The following is a 19,586-nucleotide window of genomic DNA, read 5'->3' as shown; positions in this document are numbered from 1 at the left end:
GTCAGGGCGCTGCCAGGCGCGGGCCCGCCGCGGCCAAGCGCTCGACCGCGGCGTGGAGCACCTCGTCGCGCTTGCAGAACGCGAACCGCAGCAGGGTGGGCGCCGCGGTCGGGTCGTCGCAGAACACCTGCACCGGGATCGCAGCCACGCCGACCTCCTCCGGCATCCGCCACGCCAGCGCCGAGGCGTCGGTGAGGCCCAGCGGGCGGACGTCGGCGGTGACGAAGTACGTGCCCTCGCAGCGGTTCACCGCGAACCCGGCGGCGGCCAGCCCCTGCGAGAGCAGGTCGCGCTTGGCCTCCAGCTGCGCGGCGAAGCCCGTGAACACCTCGTCCGGCAACCGCAGCGCGGCCGCCACGGCCGGCTGGAACGGCGCCCCGGAGACGTAGGTGAGGAACTGCTTGACCGCACGCACCGCCGCCACGAGCTCGCTCGGCCCGTGCACCCAGCCGATCTTCCAGCCAGTGACCGAGAACGTCTTGCCCGCCGAGGAGACCACGAGCGTCCGCTCCGCCATGCCCGGCAGCGACGCCACCGGCACGTGCTGCGCCCCGGAGAAGACGAGGTGCTCGTAGACCTCGTCGGAGACGACGACGGCGTCGTGCTCGACCGCCAGGCGTGCCACCAGCTCCAGCTCGGCGCGGGACAGGACGCGTCCGGTGGGGTTGTGCGGGGAGTTCAGCAGCACCAGGCGCGTGCGGTCGGAGAACGCCGCGCGCAGCGCCGCCTCGGTGACCTCGAAGTCCGGCGCCCGCAGCGGCACGGTGCGCCGGGTGGCGCCGGACAGCGCGACGGTGGCGGCGTAGGAGTCGTAGTACGGCTCGAGCACCACCACCTCGTCACCCGGGCCCGTCAGCGCCATGACGGCAGCGGCGATCGCCTCCGTGGCGCCGGTGGTCACGAGGACGTCGGCGGGGGAGACGTCCAGCCCCCAGAACCGCTGCTGGTGCTCGGCGACGGCCTCGCGCAGCTCCGGGATCCCCGGGCCCGGCGGGTACTGGTTACGCCCGCCGCGCAGCGCGGCGGCCGCGTCCTCCAGGAGCGAGGCGGGCCCGTCGGTGTCGGGGAAGCCCTGGCCGAGGTTCACTGCGCCCGTCCGGGTGGCCAGTGCGCTCATCTCGGCGAAGACGGTGGTGGTGAAGGGGCGCATGCGCTCGACCAGCCGGGTCACCACGCCGAGTCTGCCAGCCGCCACGATGGGGGGATGAGCGCACCGGAGCCCGGACGCGGGCGGGTCGTCCTCGCGGGCACGCCCATCGGCAACCCCGACGATGCCCCGCCCCGCCTCGTCACCGCGCTGCGCACGGCCGACGTCATCGCCGCCGAGGACACCCGCCGCCTGCGCCGGCTGTGCGCGGCGCTGGGCGTAGAGCTGACTGCGCGCGTCGTGAGCTCCCACGAGCACAACGAGGACTCCCGCGGAGAAGACCTCGTGGCTGCCGCCGCGGCCGGTGCGACCGTGCTCGTGGTCACCGACGCCGGCATGCCCACCGTCTCCGACCCCGGCTACCGCGTGGTGGTGGCCGCCGCAGCCGCCGGGGTGCCCGTCACCACCGTGCCCGGCCCGTCGGCGGTGCTCGCCGCGCTGGCCGTGTCCGGGCTGGCCACCGACAGGTTCTGCTTCGAGGGCTTCCTGCCGCGCAAGGCGGGGGAGCGCGCCTCCGCCTTGGCGGAGCTGGCCCGCGAGCGCCGCACGATGGTCTTCTTCGAAGCGCCCCACCGCCTGGCCGCCAGCCTGGAGGCGATGGCGCAGGCACTGGGAGCCGATCGGCGCGCCGCGGTGTGCCGCGAGCTCACCAAGACCCACGAGGAGGTCCGTCGCGGCACCCTCACCGAGCTCGCGCAGTGGACGTCGGGTCTGGCGAAGATCGGTGAGGTGACCCTCGTCGTCGCCGGTGCCCCTGCCACCGCCGCGGACCCTGCGCGGGCCCTGGAGGAGGTGCTGGCCCGGGTGGCCGCCGGCGAGCGGCTCAAGGACGCCGCGGCCGAGGTCGCCCGGGCCACCGGGGCCTCCAAGCGGGAGCTGTACGAGGCGGCGCTGTCAGCCCGCCGCTGAGCGGGGTGAGCGGCTGACGTCGACCACGAGGGCATCCTCGTCGGCCGTCACCTCGACGGTGACCTCGCCGGTGCCGGTCAAGCGCGGCGTGACATCACGGACCGCTCGCTCGACCGCCTCCATCGACGACCGCGATCCCACGTGCACCAGCGTCAGCACCATGTCGTGGGGAGGGCGGCGCGCGGTCAGCTCGCCGTCCGAGCACGCCAGCAGGGCAGCGGCCACCAGGGAGCGCAGGGGCTGCAGCACCTCCTGGTCGGCACCCGGCGGGGCATGGTCGACGACGTCGACACCCACGCCCCGCCCCCGGGCCGTGGAGGCGGCGCGGCGAACGGCAGGGTCCAGGAGATCGCGACCACGCAGCTCGGCCCGCAGGTCTTTCTCGACGGCCTTGAGCATCGTGCGCACCTCGTCGTCCTGCGGGGCGTCGGAGGTGGCGACGGTGCGCAGCAGCGGCACCGCGGCCACCTCCAGCAGCAACCGGCGCCGTTCACGGGCCTCGGCGCGCTCACGGGTGCGGCGTCGCTCCTCCCGGGCCAGCGCGTAGGCGCTGTCGCTGCGCATCAGGTCGAGCTGGGAGGTGCGGCGCAGGCTCTCGGTCACGGCGCCCCACACCCACCACATCACCACGGGCCCGCAGAAGTACAGGCCCTCCGGGGCCCACACCGGTCCGCTGGTCGCGACGGCCCGGAGCCATACCAGGCAGGCCAGCACGGCAACGACGGACACGGCGGCGGTTCGCGTCCGTCCCTGGAGCGCGAGCACCGCCATCACCGGGCTCAGGAGCACCGGGGCCATGGGGGTCGGGTAGAAGTCCGTCCCCGGTGCCATGGCGTAGGCGTTGACGAGCGTGGTCAGCGGCATCCCCGCCGCGACCGCGACCGCGACCGGCCGGGGGAGCGGCTTGCCGCGGCCGAGGCCGACCCGCAGGAGCACGGTGAAGGCAGCAGCGGCTCCCAGCGTGCTGAGCAGCGACAGGACGGGGTAGTTCGCCTCCGGAAGCGTGGAGATGACCAGCACCGCCTGCAGGCACACCCACACCACCACCGTGGCGAACAGCGGCGGGACGAACATCGCCGAGTTGCGGTGGCTCCGTCGGCTCACCACGGCCCCCTCACTGTGGCCACCTCAGCTCCACGGTGGTGCCGGCCGCGGGGGAGCTCCGCACGGTGGCGTCTCCGCCGACGCTGCGCAGCCGCCCCACCACGGAGACGCGGATGCCCAGGCGACCGGGCGGCAGGGTCTCGACGTCGAAGCCGCTGCCGTCGTCGCTGACCACGAGGTAGGCGCCGTCCGCGGCCAGACGTCCGCGGACGGTGGCGCGCACCCCGGGGGGGTTGTGCCGGAACGTGTTGCGCAGGAGCTCGGCCGTGGCGTCCGCCATCGCCTCGACCACCCGGCCGGGAAGGGTGCCCGCGCCGCTGTCGACCTGCACCTCGACGCTCTCGCGGACCCCTCGCGCGGCGGCATGCACCTGCTGAGCCGCCACGGCGGCGGCCACGGTGAGCGTGGCGGGCGGTGTGGCGATGTGGTCAAGTGCCGCGGCCGCCGCGGCCGCTGCGGCGCGCACCTCCTGCGGTGTCGTCGCCTGGGCGCCGGCGCGGAGGGCGCTGAGCACGTCGTCGTGGACGGCGGCCTCCCACCTGCCGCGCTCGGCCTCGGCCAGCGCCAGCGCTTCCGCCTGCGCTTCGGCGCGGAGCACCGCCATCCGCGCCGTGCTCCACCGGCCTGACGACTGCTCCATGGCGCGGATCACCAGGTAGACCGCGACGGCCATCGCGGCCATGCTCACCCCGTACCCCTCCCGTGCCAAGGGGGCGGTCAGCAGGGGCGGGGGCACCTGTCCCACCCCGGCGGCGACGACCGCCATGGCGGCACACGCGGCGAGGGCGGCCCGGGGGCGCCAGCGCCGCACCAGCGCGCCGAACGCGGGGGGAGTCGACCCCACGAGGTAGGTCTGCCAGCGGGTGAGGTCGCTCCCGGGTGCCATCGCGACGCCCGATGACGCCGCGAGGTGGGCGAACAGCGGGTACGCGCACAGCGCAGCCAGAGTGATCGCGACCAGGCAGGCCGTCGCCGGATCGGGAACCTGCCCCCGGACGACGACGACGGTGAGGGCGAGGAGCGTCACCGTGAAACCTGACAGCACCGCCACGGCCCACCAGGTGGGCCCGGCGGTGCCGTCGATGAGCGCGGAGGCGATGGCGGCCAGCAGCGGGAAGAAGCTCGTGGGGACGACGACGGCGCCCACCATGCGCCGCGCGGCGGTCTGCGCGGCCTGAGGACTCACGGGCGGCTCACCGGCAGTTGATGGGGCGAGGGGGGCGCGTGTCGCCCGAGATCAGCGGGACGAGGCTGACGAATCGTCGTCCTCGTCCAGCAACCCCATGGTCTCGGCGACGTTGCGCAGCTCCAGCTTGCTGGTCGCGCGGACGTCGACAGCGGCCAGCTTGCTGCGGATCCGCTTGAGGTACTCCTTGACCGTGCCCTCGCCGATGCCGAGGCGGCGCGCCACGGACTTGGCGGGCAGGTCTGCCGCGTACAGCCGCAGCACCTGTCGCTCCTGGGGGGACAGCAGGTCATCGAGGTGGGGGGCGGTCTCCAGGGCGCGCGCCATGCGCACCGAGACCACAGCCTCGCCGCGGTGAGCGCCGCGAACGGCCTCCACCAGCACCGGCAGCGGCTCGTCCTTGAGCACCACGCCGAGGGCGCCGCGCGCCACGGCCGAGTAGACCTGCGCCGGCTTGGCGCCGTCCGTGTAGACGACCACCTGGGCACCGGCCGCCAGCAGCCGACCCGTGTTGGTGCCGGGGGTGGACGCGTCGCCGAGGCGCAGGTCAAGCAGGACGACGTCGAGGTCGTCCCGTTCGGCGAGCAGCTCGTCGACCGTGGGGGCATGTGCCACGAAGCGGACCTCGGGCGCTGCCTCCTCGAGCACCGTCTTGAGCCCCGCGAGAACCACGGGGTGGTCGTCGACTGCTCCCACCAGCACCACTGCGCTTCTCCTCCACGCCGCTGCACGCGAGCCGCCGTGCGGCGGTCACCTAGGACTATCCCCCGTGATCCACGATGCTGCCTTACCGCATAAGGCGGGGTCTGCCGGAGTGGAGACGCCTCATGCCCCCGCAGGGGGGACAGCATGGACTGCTGGGCAAGTGACGGCGAGACAGTAACCGCTCTATCACTGATCATGCCTTCCCCTTACGTCAAGGGGAAGGTTTGGGTCCCCGTTGGGTTGGGCCCAGTCGGGTTCAGGGCGGGGCCGCCAGCTGATGCTCAGGGCAGCAGCGGTCGCAGCGAGGCGATGATCTCGTCGGCGCCTGCCACGTGCTCCTCGAGCTTCTCGCGCCGCTGCCGCACGTCGGCCTCCAGCTCCACGAGGCGCTCCAGCAGCTGCGGGCGGTCGGGATCGGTGGCCGAGCTCGGCGCGGAGGCGGCGTCGAGCAGCGCGAGCACCTTGCGCATCTCTTCCAGGGTGAACCCGAGCGGCTTCAGCCGCCGGATGGTCATCATCCGGGCCAGCGCGTCCTCGCCGTAGAGGCGGTAGTTGCCCGCGGAGCGCCGCGCTGGCAGGAGGCCTTCGTCGTCGTAGTAGCGCACCGTCCGGTGCGATATCTCGACGCGCTCAGCCATCTCACCGACGGTCATCAAGTCAGGTGCCGGCGTCGATGACTTGTCCTCCGGCGGCGCCGGCGGTCTCTCCTGCCCAGGAGGCGTGCTCACGGTGTCCCCCCTGCCGCGCGCTCGTCGGCACATCGTGCCACTGACCAGCCACTCGTCGGGATCAGGGTCCGCATCAGGCTCGGGATCGGTGGGCGATCTGCCTCGTCGTCGAGGTGGTCCCGGAGGCGCCGTCGGTGGTCGCCGGGTCCCACGAGCGGAACTCCTCAGCGTGATCGGGGCACAGCTCGGCGGTGGCCGAGTACTCCACGTCGTAGGCGGTGTCGAGGTCGAGCCCTTCGTCGGACCACCGCTTCACCAGTGTCGCGTCGGCCTCGGCGGGGGAGGCGCCGCCGTCCATCGAGGAGCAGAAGCCGTGGGCCATGGCCAGCAGCGTGGCGTCGTCGTAGGACTGGTACGTGTCCTCGTAGAGATCGTCGAGGAAGGCCCGCTCCGCTGCGGTCTCCGTGGCCACGGTCCCGTCGGGTTCCCGGCCGCTGCCCGCCAGACCGCTGCCCGCCAGGTCGCTGCTCACGCCGCTCATCGCCCCGGTGGCGACAGCGACGGCCACTGCCGCGCCGGCGAGCAGTGCCCCGGAGGAGGCGATCAGGACGACGACGGACAGCGTCGTCCCGACCACGGCGTGCGTCAGACCCGCGCCGCCCCGTTGCCGCGCACGCACCAACCCCACCACGCCGAGCGCGAGACCGAGCAGTGCGCACGGCACGGCGACCACCCAGGACCACACGGCCACAGCGTTGCCGGGGGTGCTTGTGTTGCCGGGGGTGCTTGTGTTGTCGGGGGTGCCGGGGTGGGGTGGCGCGACGTCGTTGCGAAGCTCCACTCCGACGACGCTAGGCGCGCCCGTGGGGGCACCGGTAGCCGAGGGCCGCGGCAGCACCCGTGAGGGTGCACCCGCGAGGTCTGCGAACTGCCTGCGCGAGCTGCGGCCAGACCCGATACTCGGGCTCATCCGGCTCCGGGAGGGACCATGGACGTGCAGCGCGCCGAGGCGCTGGGACCGCGTACGGCGCGCGACCTCGCAAGAGTCGCCAGCGCCCTCGCGCAGATCAGCCGTGACCCGCGGGCGCGCTTCCTCGTGGTCGGCGCCGGGTCCACCGCGGTGCACCTGGCCGTGATGAGCGCCGTCCTCCCGCTGGTGCTGGCCGAGGGCGCCAACGCCATCGCCTTCGTCGTCGCCACGCAGGTCAACTTCACCGCCAGCTACTGCTGGACGTGGGCCTCGCGCCGCACCGGCCGCGAGGGCCCCGCCCACCTCGCGCGTCGCCTGGCGCTGTTCAATGCGGCGGCCCTGCTGGGATTCGGGGTCAACTCCGCCTGCTTCAGCGCCGCCCACCGGTTGCTGGACGCGTCACCTGTGCTCAGCGCGCTCCTGGCCACGGCCGTGTCTGCCGTGGTGTCCTTCGCGGTGACCTCGCGGCTGGTGTTCGCCCAGCGCGCGCAGCGGTCGGTGGTCACCGGGGTCTCTCGTGTGCCGACGGGCGTCTCGGTGGGGGTCTCGTCGCGGGTCTCGGTGCCCGCGGATGCTCCGGTGCTGGTGCTGATCCCCGCGCCGCGGAGTGCCCACCGCAGCGAGCAGCTGCTGACAGCTCCCTCGTCCCTGCCGGTGTACGCGTGCGCCTCGGGGCAGGTCCTCACCGCCCCGTGACCTCCGTGAAGGGACCCGACGGTCAGTCGGCTTCCCGTCGCCGGAGCAGCAGGTAGGCCAGCCCGCTGGCGGCGATCGCGAGAGCGGTGTTGATCCCGGCCGCGAGCCACCAGGTGTGTGCCGACGGCGTCCACAGCGGGTCGAGGAAGCCGGCGCGGGGCTCGAGCGAGGGCAGGTGGACGGTGCCCGCGGTCATGACGAGCCCCCAGCGCGGTGGCGCCAACCACGCCAGCTGCTCCAGCGGAGCGTGGGCGCCGAGGGGGAACAGCCCTCCGCTGAGGACGAGCTGCCCTGCCAGGAGCAGCGCCAGCGTCGGCGCCGCCCACCGGATCGAGGGCGCGGCTGCCGAGACCGCCAGGCCCACGCACACCGACGCCACCGCGACCCCGGTCACCGCGAGCCCGATCTCGGGCAGCGCCCACGGCAGCACCACCCCGGTCTCGGGCAGGTCGTGGGCGGCGAGCGCCAGCGCGACGAGCAGCAGGCACTGCAGGGTGACGACGAGGCCCAGCGCCGCCGTCTTGGAGGCGAGGTAGGCGAACGGTGACAGTCCGACAGCCCGCTGGCGGGTGTAGTCGCGCCGCTCCACCACCACCTCTCGCACCGAGGTGACTGCCCCGAGCAGCGCTGCAGAGACCACGAGCACCACGAGGAGGCCCAAGGGCGTGTGCACGGTGCGCGCCAGCACGGCCAGCACGAGCGGCAGCGAGGCGAGCACAGCCAGGCGCTGGTGGTCAGCGGCGAGGACAGCCAGTGAGCGCCGAGCGAGCACGAGAACCTGGGTCCAGACGGGCAACCGCCCCGGGGGAAGCGCCGGGGAGTCCGGGGGCCTTTCGCCCGGCACCGGCCAGCCGGCCGGAGATCTTTCCAGGGTGCGGAAGAGGCTGGGAAGGTCGCGCTCGCCGACGTGCGTGAGCAGCTCCCCGGGGCGGCCGGCGTAGGTCACCGACCCTGAGGGCGAGAGCACCAGCACCCGGTCCCACGAGTCGAGCTCGAGGTCGGGGGTGGAGGAGGTGACGACGACGGTGCGCCCGCCGTCCGCGAGCGCGCGCAGCACCCGCACCACCGATCTCGCCTCGTCGGGCTCGAGTCCGGCGGTGGGCTCCTCCAGGACCAGCAGCGAGGGCCAGGTGAGCAGCTCCAGCCCCACCGAGGTGAGCGTGCGCTGGCCGTCGGAGAGGCTGCCGACCGGGACGTCGGTCTGCCCGGTGAGGCCCAGGTCGGCGATGACCTCGTCCACGCGCTGGGCGCGCTCGGCCCCGGAGGTGTCCGCGGGGAAGCGGAGCCGCGCCGCGTACGTCAGCGCGGTCCGCACTGTCAGGGGGGCGGGGAGCGGGGTGCGCCGTGGGTCGTCGCGGGGAACCCTGCCGATGCGGTGGCGCAGTTCCGCGTAGTCGCCGTAGAGGTCACGGCCGTCGAAGAGCACCTCGCCGCCCTCGGCGGGGCGGGCGCCCGACAGCGCGGCGGCCAGCGCTGAAGCGCCGCGGCGGGACGGGCTGAGGACGGCGAGCAGCGTCCCCTTTCCCAGGGTGAAGGAGACGTCGTCGAGGAGTGCCGTGCGGGCATCGCTCCCGCGCCGGGCTTTGGCGGTGGTCCGCAGGCCGCGGGCCTCCACGTACACCCCGCCGTCGTCAACGCGCTCGAGGAGGTCTCCGTCGCGCAGCGTGAAGTGCGTGCGCCCCACGGTGAGCAGGCCGTTCTCCGGCAGCCTCGCGGTGCCCCCACGGGGCACCGGCGCCCCGTCGACGAAGGTGCCGGTGGCGCTGCCGAGGTCGGTCACCAGGTACCCGGTGCAGCCGCGGTCGGCGTCGGGCACGAGTTCCGCGTGGTGTTGATCGACCTCCAGGTCGGCCACGACGATGGTGTTGTCCTCCGCACGCCCGATCCGCACCACGACGGTCGAGGGGGAGTGCACCGCGGTGGGGGCGCTGAGGTGCAGCGCAGCACCCGACTCCGGATCCCCCAGGCGCACCTCGACCTCGCCGTCGAGCAGCAGGTGGCTGACGCGGCGGCCGTGCACGTACGTGCCGTGGTGGCTGGACAGGTCGGTGAGCCACCAGCCCTCGGCGGTGAGTTCCAGCGTGGCGTGCTCGCGGGAGACCAGCGGGTGGTCGATGGGGACGTCGCTGTCGGTGGTTCTGCCGATGCTCAACCGCGCACCGTCGGAGGAGGTCGCGGCAGGGCGCCAGATCTTCCCCGCCTGCTCGACCAGCAGAGCGCGCGTCGCAGCGGAGCTCACCTCGTGGACTCTCCCGGTGCCAGTGCTGCCCCCGTCCCCACGCGGGCGCGCCCCGAGGCTAGCGCGGCAAGGCCTTCTCCGGGGCTCCCCGCCGACGTCTCTCGTGGAGGAGACGTCAGCTGATCAGGCCGGCGGATCAGACCAGCGGGTCGGGCCCTGTCGTGCCGCAGCGCCGGGCGGGGCTCAGGAGACCGAGCTCCTCGGCGAGGTCGCGCAGGTCGACCTTGGTGCTCACCGGAATGTCGCGGGCGACGAGCTTGGCGCGCAGCCGCTTGAGGTACTCCTTCGCGGTGCCCACGGTGATGCCCATGCGGCGCGCCACGGTCTTCACCGGCAGGTCGGCGCCGTAGAGGCGCAGCACCTCCTGCTCCTGCGGCGAGAGCAGCGCGCGCACCTCCCGGACCCGGGCGCTGGCGGTCCGCACGGCGAGCGTGGTGGAGGGCTCGCCCGCGGTCATGGCGCGCACGGTGCGGCGCAGCTCGGAGACGGGTTCCCAGGCGCCGACGGCGCCCACGGCGCCGCGGGACAGCGCTTCCTCGGCCAGTCCCACGGTCATCGCGCCCACGAGGAGCAGCAGCTGGTGGCGCTCGGCGAGCGCGGCGAGCTCTTCGACGCTGGGGGAGCAGCCGGCGCAGCTGAGGTCGGCGATCACCTGCTCGTGCAGCAGGCCGTGGGTGGCGGTGGGACGCGACAGCTGGTGGGTGCCCGCGAGGGCGCCGCACAAGCCGAGCAGACCGAGCGCGTGACCGCCGACCACCGACACCTGGTGCACCGCGGCGCCTCCGCGCGCCGTCGTCGCCGTCATGGGTGCCTCTCGCCTCTCGCGCGCACCGGGGAGGTGCGGTTCCGGTGCGGTGCTCCGGGCGCTCCTGCTCCTCATGCGCGTTTCGATCTCCTGTTCGACCCGCCTCTGCGAGCGTGCTGAGCGTGCTGGAGCGAGCCCCTGCGGAGCTACTTGTGAGCAGGACTTCCGCGAGCGTTCGAGGAGGTCGCGAACCCTCGGGGGGCGGTGCGTCCGGGTTCGCGGCGCTTTGTCCGGAACCCTCCGCAGTTCCCCGAAAGAGCCCGGCGGGCGGGTGTCCCGACCGACCATGGCCAGGGGGCGGCGCCGTCCTCGGAGCCCCACGGAAGGTGTCTATGAGCGGACCGCGCGTCACGATCGTCCACGAGCGGTTCACCGAGCACGGCGGCTCCGAGGCCGTGGTGGAGGCGCTGGCGCGGCACTGGGCGGAGGCGCCGGTGCTGGCACCGGTGGCGCGCGACGGGGTGGTCGCGGACGACGTCGCGCCCCGCGTCCGCTCGACCGCACTGTCGCGGCTGCTGCGCGGCAGCGGCTACGCCCACCTGCTGCCGCTGCTGCCGATCGCGATGCGCCGCCTGCACCTGCCGGAGTCCGACGTCGTCATCGCCTCCCACCACGCCTTCGCCACGCAGGTCGCCCTGACCAGCCAGGCTCCGGTGGTCGCCTACGTGCACACCCCCGCCCGCTGGGTGTGGGACCCGGCGTTGCGCGCCACCGAGGGGTCGGGGCTGGGCTCGAGGCTGGGGACGGCGGGGCTGGCGGCCTTCTCGGCGGCGTTCCGCCGGCACGACGTCGACGCGGCCCAGCGCGTGCACACCCTGGTGGCGAACTCCACGTGCGTGGCCGACCGGATCCGCACCTGGTGGGGGCGGGAAGCGCAGGTGGTGGCGCCCCCGGTGAACACGAACTACTTCAACCCTGACCCCAAGGTGCCCCGGGAGGACTTCTTCCTCCTGGCCGGCCGTTTGGTGCCCTACAAGCGCCCCGACCTGGCCGTGCGCGCCGCGGCTCGTGCGGGAGTCCGCCTGGTGGTGGCCGGCGAGGGCCGGGCCCGCCGCGACGTGGAGGCCCTCGCCGGGCCCCGGACGACCTTCCTGGGCCGGATCGGCGACGACGAGCTGCGGGGCCTGTTCCGCCGCTGCCGGGCGCTGCTCATGCCGGGCGTGGAGGACTTCGGGATCGTGCCGGTGGAGGCCATGGCCTGCGGCGCGCCGGTCATCGCTGCAGGCGAGGGTGGGGCACTGGACACCGTGGTGCCGGGCCTGTCCGGGGTGCTGGTGGATCAGGTGGGTAACGCCGGCGAGGTCGAGGCGTGGGCACAGGCACTGGCCGGTTTCGACGCCGCTGATCTCGACACGCACCGTGTCCGCCAGCACGCCGAGGGCTTCTCACGGGTGAGCTTCGCCCGCCGCATGAGCGACGTCGTGGAGTCCGTCACGAGGGGTGCCGGCGTGCCCCGACAGGACCCGCACGGCCTGCACGCACTCGACGAACTGCTGGCCCGCGGCGCTGCCGACCTGCGCGCCGGCGACCTGCGCGCCGGCCACGAGAGCGTCAGGCTCCCCGAGACCGTGTCCCGGGGAGCCCACGCCCGCTGACGTCAGCTCGCCAGGAGCCGGGCGGCCCGGCGCTCGCGGTGCTGGTGCTCCAGCTCCAGCACCCGCTCTGCGTCGGCGAGCTCCCGCACGGCTCTCACGGAGCTGTGCAGGGCGGGCGCCACCGTGACGCGCAGGTCCCGCAGGTCGATGACCACGGCCTCGCGGGCCGCCGCGCCGCCGGTGCCGGTGAGCGCGCGGCTGCGGCTGAGGGCGGGCACGGCGACGGCGGTGGCGTACAGCGCGGTCACCCAGTGCCGACCAGCCACGCGCAGCGCCAGCTGGGTGCGCGCGGGAGCCTCGGCGAGGAGGATCAGCAGCATCGCCAGGGTGGTGAACCCGCCCCACGCGAGCATCGCCCACGCGGTATGGCCCTCGAGAAGCCCGATCGCCATCGCGGCGGTCATGGCGAGGGCGAGGTAGAGGTGCGTGCGGTAGACGCCGACGGGCGTGATGGTGGCGGTGTGGTCGCCCTTGGGCGTCACGTGGAAGGTCAGGTGCCGGCCCAGGAGGGAACCGATCATGGCCACCGCGTACAGCGGCTGCACCACCACGCCGACGATGCGTCCCGGCCACAGCCAGCCGCGCTCCACACGGGGGCGGACGTTGTAGCGCTGCATGCCGAACCAGTGCAGCTGGCGCCACACGAGGTACGGGGCGTAGGCGGCGGCCAGGGGCAGCAGCGGCAGCTGGCCCGGCGCCCGCCCGGTGACGAAGTAGGCCGCGATGAGCGCGCCACCGACGACGAAGGCGACGCCGCTGAAGTAGTTGAGCTGCAGCCACAGGTACAGCAGGCCCCGCTCCCAGCCGAGGCGGCCCAGCAAGCGTGGGGTGGTGCGGAAGAGGATGGCGTAGCAGCCGTACGCCCAGCGGAACTGCTGCTTGAAGTACGCCTGCCAGGTGGTCGGCCCCTCGCCGATGGCGAGCGGCTCGGGTACGTAACGGCTCTTCCAGCCGGAGGCGTGCAGCTTGATGCCGGTGGCGAGGTCTTCGGTGAGGTGCCCTTCGTACCAACCGACGGACTCCAGCGCCGAGACCCGGATGACGTGGTTGGCGCCCAGCAGCAGCGCCGAGCCACGGCCCGACAGGCCGCGCAGCACCGGCCCGTAGAAGGAGAACTGCTGCTGCCCGGCGCCCGCGGCCACGAGGTGCACGTCGTCGTTGCCGTAGATCTGAGGTGTCACCACCCAGGCCACCTCGGGGTCGCGGAAGTGCCCGAGGGTGGCGGTGAGGAAGTCGCGGCGGACCACGAAGTCGGTGTCGATCTGAGCGACGACGTCGTAGGTGTGGCCGTGGGCGACGTACCAGGCGTTGTGGTTGCCGCCCTTGGTGCGTGCGGCGAACGTGCCCTCGGGGGTGTTCCACTCCGGGACGCCCTTGCGGGAGAAGTGACGCACGCCGAGGCGCAGGCACAGGGCCTGGGCGGCGGGGTCGTCGCCTTCGTCGAGCACCCACGTCTCGTGGGGGTAGTCGGCGGCGAGCATCGCCCGCAGGGTCCGCTCGAGCATGTCGAGGGGCTCGCTGCCGGGGACGTACGTGGTGATGAAGGCCACCGACAGGCCCGGCTCGGGCGGTGGCGGGGGAGCGTCGCGGCTGATCGAGGAGCTGAGCACGTGGGCGAGTACATCCATGGCGATCCGGTGCCACACCACGGCACTCAGGACGGCGAACAGCGCCAGGCCCAGCCACGAGGAGGTACCGCCGACCACGCGGGCGCTGGAGAACCAGAAGTGCGCGAAGATCGCCAGGAGCCCGGCTCCCAGGGTCACCGAGACCGCCCACGCGATCCTGTCCGTACGCCGCATGGCGATCGAGGAGGGGCGCTGCCGCAGGGTCTGGGTGGGAGAGAGAGGTTCGGTGCGGCGTCGGCGCGGTCGTAGGGCAGCAGCGACGGTGTCCGTGGGCAAGCCGGGGCCTCTCGGGTCGAGCGTGGGGCCACAGGCTCACGGCCCGCCCCGGCTCCCCCTCGAGCCGCCGGTCGTCTGCGCCGGTGTGATCACGCTACGCAGAGATCGCTACTCGGAGCAAGGAGTGAGGGGGTGCTTCTTGGTGTTTGCCGGTTTCGCGCCGCGTCACGTCGGGAGACTTGTCACGCAGAGTAATTGATTGATCACTGTGTTGGTGGCGCTGACGTTCAGCGAGGACGGAACAGGCGCACCCAGTCGACGAGCATCGTGGCCACCGGAGGCGTCGAGGCGTCGGTGGGGCCGGGCAGCTGCCCGCCGACCGCCACGTTGAGCAGCAGGTATTGGGGGCTGTCGAACGGCCACCGACGGTCCGGTGCGAGAGCCGACTTCTCCACGGTGCCCGTGATCGCGCCGTCCAGGGCGAACGTCACGCGGTCGCCGTTCCAGTCCGCCGCGAAGGTGTGGAAGTCGGCCGAGAGCGGCTCGGGCTGCGGTGTCGTGATCGTCTCGTACCAGCGCTGGCCCGCGGCGTCCGGGCCGTGGACGGTCTGCAGGCACTCGCCGGCGTCGTTGACTGCCTCGATGACGTCGATCTCGCCGCACGCCGGCCACCCGACGGTCTGGATGTCCTGGCCGAGCGTCCACGCCGCCGGCCAGATGCCCGCACCCGACGCCACGCGGGCCCGCACTTCGACGCGGCCCGCGGTGAGCGTGCGCAGCCCGAAGGTCGTGAGCCGGGCGGAGGTCCACCGCTGGTCGGCGGCCCCCGCCGTCCCCGACACCAACCGGGCGGTGATCGCGAGGTGCCCCTTCCCGTCGAGGGAGGCGTTGGCCGGGTCGTCGGTGTAGGTCTGCAGCTCGGCGTTGCCCCATCCGCCGCCGCCCAGGTCGTAGGCCCAGTCGGCGCGGTTCGGGAGGGTGCCGGCCGGGCCGTCGAAGTCGTCCGACCACACCAGCTCACCGGCTGGGGGCAACGGGGCGGCCGTCCGGGACGGGGAGCCCGTGCCCGTGGCGCTGCTGGTTGCGCTGCCGCTGCTGGTTGCGCTGCCGGTGCTGGTTGAGCTGCCGGTGCTGGTGGAGGGCGCGCTCGGCGTGGTGCTGCTCGTGTCGGCGGGCTCGGAGCAGGCCGCCGTACCGAGGATCACGGGGAGAGCGGCGGCGGCGCGCACCGCCGACGTCACGACCGCACGGCGCGAGGGTGTCGCCTCGCCGGTCATGCCCCACCGCTGTCCGGGGTGCGCTCCGCCTCGAGCGCGGCATAGCGCTCCTGCAGGCGACCCCGTACCTGGTCGGGCGTGAGCTGCTGGCGGCGGCGGGCGTCACGCGCCACCACGGCGCCGGTGGCCACCACGGAGGCGATCCCGGCCAGCCCCAGCGCCTTCCACAGCGACGCGCGCCGCGACGTGCGGTCGGCTCGTCGTCCTGCTCGTCCTCGTGAGGGGTCAGCTGCGTGCGGTGCCACGGCAGGATCATGCCGTGGCACCGCAATCGCACGGCCTGTCCCTCGACGAGGCGGTCGACCTGACCCGCACCGGAGACCTGTGGCTGTTCCGTGGCCGCAGCCCCGCCGACCACGCCATCCGCGCCCTCACCAACGCGCCCGTCAACCACGTGGGCATGGCCGTGGTGATCGACGACTTGCCGCCCCTCATGTGGCATGCCGAGCTCGGCCGTGGCCTCGTGGACGTCTGGACCGGCACCCAGCACCGCGGGGTCCAGCTGCACGACCTGCGGCAGGCCGTCGACCAGTGGCGTGGCCGCTACGCCCAGCGCGCCTGGCTGCGCCAGCTGGAGGTGCCCGGAGGGCTCGGACGGTTCGCCGAGGACGCGCTGCTCCAGGAGATCGCGCGGATGGACGGGACACCGTTCCCAGCGACGGCGAACCTCGCCAGCCGGTGGCTGCGCGGCCGCGCCCGCGTGCGGGCCAGTGCACAGACCGCCTACTGCGCCGAGGTGGTCGCGAGCGCCTACCAGGCGATGGGGCTGCTGCCGGCCCGCCGGCCGGTGAACTCCTACGACCCCGGAACCTTCTGGTCGGGCGACCGGCTGGAGCTGTTGCGCGGGGCGCGCCTCGGAGCGGAAGTCGCCATCGCGGAGTAGGCACCGCGGAGTAGGGCGTGTCCCTCCCATGGGTGGTACAAATGGGACTCATGGGACTCATGGGTTGGGTGATGACGGCGGCGACGCCCTCGCCCAGCCCCAGCCCGGGGTCTTCACCGACGGACGACACCGACTACGGCGGCACCCGGGAGTTCCTCCAGCGGATGCTCTCCGAGGCCTCCCCGACGCCCGGCCCGTTCAGCGGCTTCGCCGGGCCCGCCGGCCGGCTGCTCGGCGTCGTCCTGTTCCTCGTGCTCGTGGCCGCCGTCCTCGGACTCGCGGTCTCGCTCGTCGCGGCGGTCGGCAGCCTGCGCAAGGGCGGCCGCGCCACCGGGCACCTGCTCTCGGCCGTCGGCTGCGCGCTCGTCATCCTCATCGTCGGCACCTTCTCGACCTTCACCCTCGGCTGGTTCGACCTGCTCTCATGAGCGCCGGCCCCAGCAGCCCTGCCAGGACTGCCAGCCCGACCAGCCGGAGTAGCGCCGCGAGCGGGCTGTCGTCGCTGCTCCTCGCGGTCCTGCTCGTCGTGGTGCCCACGGGCGCGGCCCTGGCCGCCTCGTCGCTGCCCGCCCCAGCACTGCCGCAGCCGAGCCCCTCGGCCGGGCAGCAGCTGCCCGCGAACCCCGGTGACTCCATCCCGGTGCCCGCCCCGTCAACACCCGCCCCGTCAACACCCGCCCCGGCACCATCCGCTCCCGAGGGCTCGACGACGACGGCGAGCGCCTGCCCCAGCGGGCTGCTCGGCTGGCTCACCTCGCCCTCTGCCGCCGACGACTGCCTGGCGACCACCCTCACCGAGTCCGTGAGCTGGCTGTTCACCGACACGGTCACCGCGGTGACCACCTACGCCGCGTTCAACCCGCTGCGCGGGAACTACTGGCAGGTCTACCTGTGGCACTGGGCGCTGCTCAGCGTGGTCGCGCTCGTGGTCGCGCTCGTGCAGTGGCTCGTCTCGATGGTGGTCGAGGGGGCCGTCGAGGGCGTGAAGTCGGCGGGGCGCTCGTTCGCGCTGCTCACGGTCGGGCTGCCCGCGGCGTTCTCGGTGCCGTTCTTCGTGCTCCTCGTCGACGCGGGCGTGCTCGCCGTGACCGGTGCCTTCGCGGGGGTCTTCGCGGCGCGCGTCACCGAGCTGTCGGCGCAGCTGTCCGCGGGTCTGCTGCTCGGTGAGTCCCCGGGCGCCCTGCTCGCCGCGCTGCTCCTGGCGGCGTTCCTCTTCCCGCTGCTGCTCGTGGTGCTCTTCGCGTTCGTCATGCGGCAGATCGCCGTGTACGCCGTCCCCGTCTTCGGGCAGTTCGGGTTGCTGCCCGCCATCGCCGGCGACGGCGGTCAGGCGCTGCGCTCGTACGTCCGCGTGCTCGCCGGGACGCTGCTCTTCCCGCTGCAGTTCGTGGACCTGCTCGTCATCGGGGTGTCCTTCCTGGACTTCTCCACCCTCGGCGGCGGCTTCGTCACACTGCTCTACCTCATCGGGGTGGTGCTCTTCGCGCTCATCGGCGGCTCGCTGCTGTCGCTGCTGTTCGGCACCGCGGCCGGCAGCGCCGCGTACGCCGGGGCCCGCTCGCGTCGCCGCCGCAGTGGTGGGCTGCTGCGGCTGCGCCCCTCCCGTGCCGAGCGTCGCGAGCGCGCCTCCCGCCTGGACGGCACCCGCCTCGGTGCCCTCGTGGGAGACCGTTGGGACCAGCGCCGCGACGCCCGCGAGCGCGGCCGGGAGGAGCGCGCCGCGCGCCGCACGCCCGTCAACCCCCTCTACTGGGTGGGGCGTGCGCCCGGCGGCAACGACGCCGGTGCGGATCCCGACGGGCGCACCCCGCCAGAGCGCACTCCGCCGGACCGGACCCACGGAGACCGCGCCCGTGAGCGCCGCGGCCGCCGCCTCGGCGGCGCGGGCTCCGCCGCCGCCACACCCGCCCGCGGCAGGACCACGGCACAGCGGACGACGAGGGGGAGGAGCAACCGTGACCGGGGCACCTGATCAGCGAACACTCGACCGGCGAGCAGCGGACGAGCACGTCATCGGCGAGCGCACCGTCACCTACGGTGCGTTCGCCCGCGGCCGGACAGCCCCGGAGGCGTTGCTGCCGTGGTTCTTCGCCGGGGTCTTCGTGGTCAGCGTGCCGTTGGGCGTGCTGGCCCGCAGCCCCGAGCTGATGCTCACCGGCCTGCTGCTCGCGGTGGCGGGCGTGGCGCTGTTCGCCGGGCCGTTCGGTGTGCGACCCCTCTACCTCCGCCTGCTCGACGTCACCCGCTGGAGCGGCCTGGCGCGTGCGGGCGAGTTGCGCTACGCCTCCGCCAGCGGCTTCGCCGGCTTCGAAGCGGGTCGGCACGCCCCCGGACGGTTGCCCGCGGCCTTCGGGTCGATCACGTGGCGCGACGTCCCCTTCGACGGCGACGGCGACGACGAGGCCCGCGACACGGGCACGCGTGTCTGCGTCTACCTCCAGGACGGCGGCCACTACGGCGTGACGGTGCAGGTCGACGCCGCGTGGGGTGGCCTGCCCGACGTCCTGCGCCACGACAGGCTCCGCGGCGAGCTCGCCCGGGCGCTGGGGCAGCTCGCGGACTCCTTCGACAGGGTCGCGATGTACTCGGTGTGCTCCTACAGCGACGCCGCCGCCAGCGCGGCCCCCCGCGGCCCGAGCCCAGCCGAGGCCACGTCTCCAACAGCGCCCCGTCCGGTCCCCGAGACTTTCCGCGCGGTCGCCGGTGCCGCCCGCGAGGACGCCGCCTCCCGCCCCCGCTACGAGCACTTCCTCACCCTGTGGGCCACGTCCTCCCCGCAGCTGCGCGCCGCCGTCCGCTCCGCCCGCACCCGCGGGGAGTCCGACCCGCACCTGGTGGCGGCCCGCGTGGTCGCCGGGCGCCTGCGCGCCGCGGTGCCGCTGCTGGAGGCCGCATCCGTCACCGTCCGGCGCCCCCTCGACGCCCAGCAGCTGGCAGCGGTCAACCGCGGGCTGCTCGACAGGTCCGTCCCGCTGTGGGACCCCACGCCCACCGACCCCTCCCGCTTCGTCCCCTCCCTGGACGTGCGGCCCACCCACGTCGGCGTCCACGGCCGCCACGGCGACAGCTTCCTGCGGGGCTATGAGGTGGTCGGCTTCACCGACGAGGCCAAGTCCTCCCTCGACCTTCTGCCGCTGCACACCCTCGGCGGCGCTGTGCGCGGGCGGACGCTGGAGCACGTCGTCGCCGTCGTCGTCGACCTGCGCGACCGGGTCTCCACCCTCGCCGAGGCCCGCCGCCACGACCAGGGCGAGGAGCTGCGCCGTCAGGTCCGTGAGTCCACCGCCCACCTGCACGCCACCCTCGACCGCCCCGCCGACGAGCGCCGCCTCAACGTCTCCGCCGCCGGCGGCGGCTGGCACGGCGGCTACGGCGCGGCGTTCTTCGTGCTCAACGCCGCGTCCCTGGAGGACCTCGACGACGACGGCGACGCCCTCGTCGCGGCCGCCCGCGCCTGCGGCGTGCACGTGGCGCCCGTCGCGGCGCTGCGGCAGGACCAGGCGGTGGTCGCCGGCACGCTGCTCGGTCGGGGGCTCGCCCGTGTCCTCTGACGTGGCC

Annotated in this window: 18 protein-coding genes; 7 read left to right on the top strand and 11 right to left on the bottom strand. The window is 74.0% G+C overall.

The window, feature by feature from the left end:
- Position 1 precedes the first annotated feature (1 nt).
- Positions 2 to 1,150 (bottom strand): pyridoxal phosphate-dependent aminotransferase, encoded by a 1,149-nt coding sequence (locus tag BXY45_RS05075; RefSeq protein WP_109773307.1) that lies wholly within the window; start codon positions 1,148 to 1,150, stop codon positions 2 to 4.
- A 54-nt stretch (positions 1,151 to 1,204) separates the two neighbouring features.
- On the opposite strand from BXY45_RS05075, the gene rsmI reads away from it, so the two are divergent.
- Positions 1,205 to 2,056 (top strand): 16S rRNA (cytidine(1402)-2'-O)-methyltransferase, encoded by an 852-nt coding sequence (rsmI, locus tag BXY45_RS05070; protein WP_109773242.1) that lies wholly within the window; start codon positions 1,205 to 1,207, stop codon positions 2,054 to 2,056.
- On the opposite strand, the gene BXY45_RS05065 is transcribed toward rsmI, so the two are convergent.
- From BXY45_RS05065 to BXY45_RS05045, 5 genes are all read right to left on the bottom strand, one after another.
- The gene (locus BXY45_RS05065; protein ID WP_146211087.1) at positions 2,042 to 3,160 is read right to left on the bottom strand and encodes a hypothetical protein; all 1,119 of its coding nucleotides are present in this window, start codon (positions 3,158 to 3,160) and stop codon (positions 2,042 to 2,044) included. The two genes, rsmI and BXY45_RS05065, sit on opposite strands and share 15 nt — an antisense overlap.
- Positions 3,161 to 3,170: 10 nt before the next feature.
- Positions 3,171 to 4,346, bottom strand: coding sequence for a sensor histidine kinase (locus BXY45_RS05060; protein WP_109773240.1), 1,176 nt, complete (start codon positions 4,344 to 4,346; stop codon positions 3,171 to 3,173).
- A 51-nt stretch (positions 4,347 to 4,397) separates the two neighbouring features.
- Positions 4,398 to 5,048, bottom strand: a complete 651-nt coding sequence (locus BXY45_RS05055) for a LuxR C-terminal-related transcriptional regulator (protein ID WP_170131320.1) — start codon at positions 5,046 to 5,048, stop codon at positions 4,398 to 4,400.
- 284 nt (positions 5,049 to 5,332) lie between these two features.
- Positions 5,333 to 5,704: a MerR family transcriptional regulator gene (locus BXY45_RS05050; protein WP_281270551.1), complete on the bottom strand. Its 372-nt coding sequence runs from the start codon at positions 5,702 to 5,704 to the stop codon at positions 5,333 to 5,335.
- A gap of 148 nt (positions 5,705 to 5,852) precedes the next feature.
- Entirely contained in the window at positions 5,853 to 6,560 is a 708-nt protein-coding gene (locus tag BXY45_RS05045; protein ID WP_170131319.1) for a DUF732 domain-containing protein, read from the bottom strand.
- Between the two features lie 147 nt (positions 6,561 to 6,707).
- On the opposite strand from BXY45_RS05045, the gene BXY45_RS05040 reads away from it, so the two are divergent.
- The gene (locus BXY45_RS05040) at positions 6,708 to 7,385 is read left to right on the top strand and encodes a GtrA family protein (RefSeq protein WP_109773236.1); all 678 of its coding nucleotides are present in this window, start codon (positions 6,708 to 6,710) and stop codon (positions 7,383 to 7,385) included.
- A gap of 22 nt (positions 7,386 to 7,407) precedes the next feature.
- Here BXY45_RS05040 and BXY45_RS05035 read toward each other — a convergent pair whose 3' ends face one another.
- Together BXY45_RS05035 and BXY45_RS05030 are read right to left on the bottom strand one after the other, a co-directional pair.
- A complete protein-coding gene (locus BXY45_RS05035) occupies positions 7,408 to 9,624 on the bottom strand; it encodes an FHA domain-containing protein (protein WP_109773235.1) in 2,217 nt (738 codons plus the stop codon).
- 136 nt (positions 9,625 to 9,760) lie between these two features.
- Complete coding sequence (locus BXY45_RS05030; RefSeq protein ID WP_170131318.1) at positions 9,761 to 10,429, bottom strand: helix-turn-helix transcriptional regulator; 669 nt, start codon at positions 10,427 to 10,429, stop codon at positions 9,761 to 9,763.
- 332 nt (positions 10,430 to 10,761) lie between these two features.
- Here BXY45_RS05030 and BXY45_RS05025 point away from each other — a divergent pair, with 332 nt between their 5' ends.
- A complete protein-coding gene (locus tag BXY45_RS05025; protein WP_109773233.1) occupies positions 10,762 to 12,024 on the top strand; it encodes a glycosyltransferase in 1,263 nt (420 codons plus the stop codon).
- Positions 12,025 to 12,026: 2 nt separating this feature from the next.
- Here BXY45_RS05025 and BXY45_RS05020 read toward each other — a convergent pair whose 3' ends face one another.
- The 3 genes from BXY45_RS05020 to BXY45_RS05010 form a co-directional block, all read right to left on the bottom strand.
- Entirely contained in the window at positions 12,027 to 13,928 is a 1,902-nt protein-coding gene (locus tag BXY45_RS05020; protein ID WP_146211085.1) for a glycosyltransferase family 2 protein, read from the bottom strand.
- 227 nt (positions 13,929 to 14,155) lie between these two features.
- Positions 14,156 to 15,145 (bottom strand): glycoside hydrolase family 16 protein, encoded by a 990-nt coding sequence (locus BXY45_RS05015; protein WP_109773231.1) that lies wholly within the window; start codon positions 15,143 to 15,145, stop codon positions 14,156 to 14,158.
- The gene (locus tag BXY45_RS05010; protein ID WP_109773230.1) at positions 15,142 to 15,390 is read right to left on the bottom strand and encodes a hypothetical protein; all 249 of its coding nucleotides are present in this window, start codon (positions 15,388 to 15,390) and stop codon (positions 15,142 to 15,144) included. The genes BXY45_RS05015 and BXY45_RS05010 overlap by 4 nt, the downstream gene beginning before the upstream one ends.
- A 14-nt stretch (positions 15,391 to 15,404) precedes the next feature.
- Here BXY45_RS05010 and BXY45_RS05005 point away from each other — a divergent pair, with 14 nt between their 5' ends.
- The 4 genes from BXY45_RS05005 to BXY45_RS04990 are packed head-to-tail and all read left to right on the top strand — an operon-like array spanning position 15,405 to position 19,579.
- On the top strand, positions 15,405 to 16,028 hold the full coding sequence (locus BXY45_RS05005) for a hypothetical protein (RefSeq protein ID WP_109773229.1): 624 nt from the start codon (positions 15,405 to 15,407) through the stop codon (positions 16,026 to 16,028).
- Positions 16,029 to 16,069: 41 nt separating this feature from the next.
- On the top strand, positions 16,070 to 16,456 hold the full coding sequence (locus tag BXY45_RS05000; protein ID WP_109773228.1) for a hypothetical protein: 387 nt from the start codon (positions 16,070 to 16,072) through the stop codon (positions 16,454 to 16,456).
- Positions 16,453 to 18,000, top strand: a complete 1,548-nt coding sequence (locus tag BXY45_RS04995; RefSeq protein WP_109773227.1) for a hypothetical protein — start codon at positions 16,453 to 16,455, stop codon at positions 17,998 to 18,000. The genes BXY45_RS05000 and BXY45_RS04995 overlap by 4 nt, the downstream gene beginning before the upstream one ends.
- On the top strand, positions 17,984 to 19,579 hold the full coding sequence (locus BXY45_RS04990) for an alginate O-acetyltransferase AlgX-related protein (protein WP_109773226.1): 1,596 nt from the start codon (positions 17,984 to 17,986) through the stop codon (positions 19,577 to 19,579). The genes BXY45_RS04995 and BXY45_RS04990 overlap by 17 nt, the downstream gene beginning before the upstream one ends.
- The last annotated feature ends 7 nt before the right edge of the window (positions 19,580 to 19,586 follow it).

The sequence above is a fragment of the Quadrisphaera granulorum genome, assembly GCF_003149145.1.
Classification (GTDB): domain Bacteria; phylum Actinomycetota; class Actinomycetes; order Actinomycetales; family Quadrisphaeraceae; genus Quadrisphaera; species Quadrisphaera granulorum.
The sequence above is the reverse complement of the archived record's forward strand: the minus strand, read 5'-3'. Positions and strand labels throughout refer to the sequence as shown.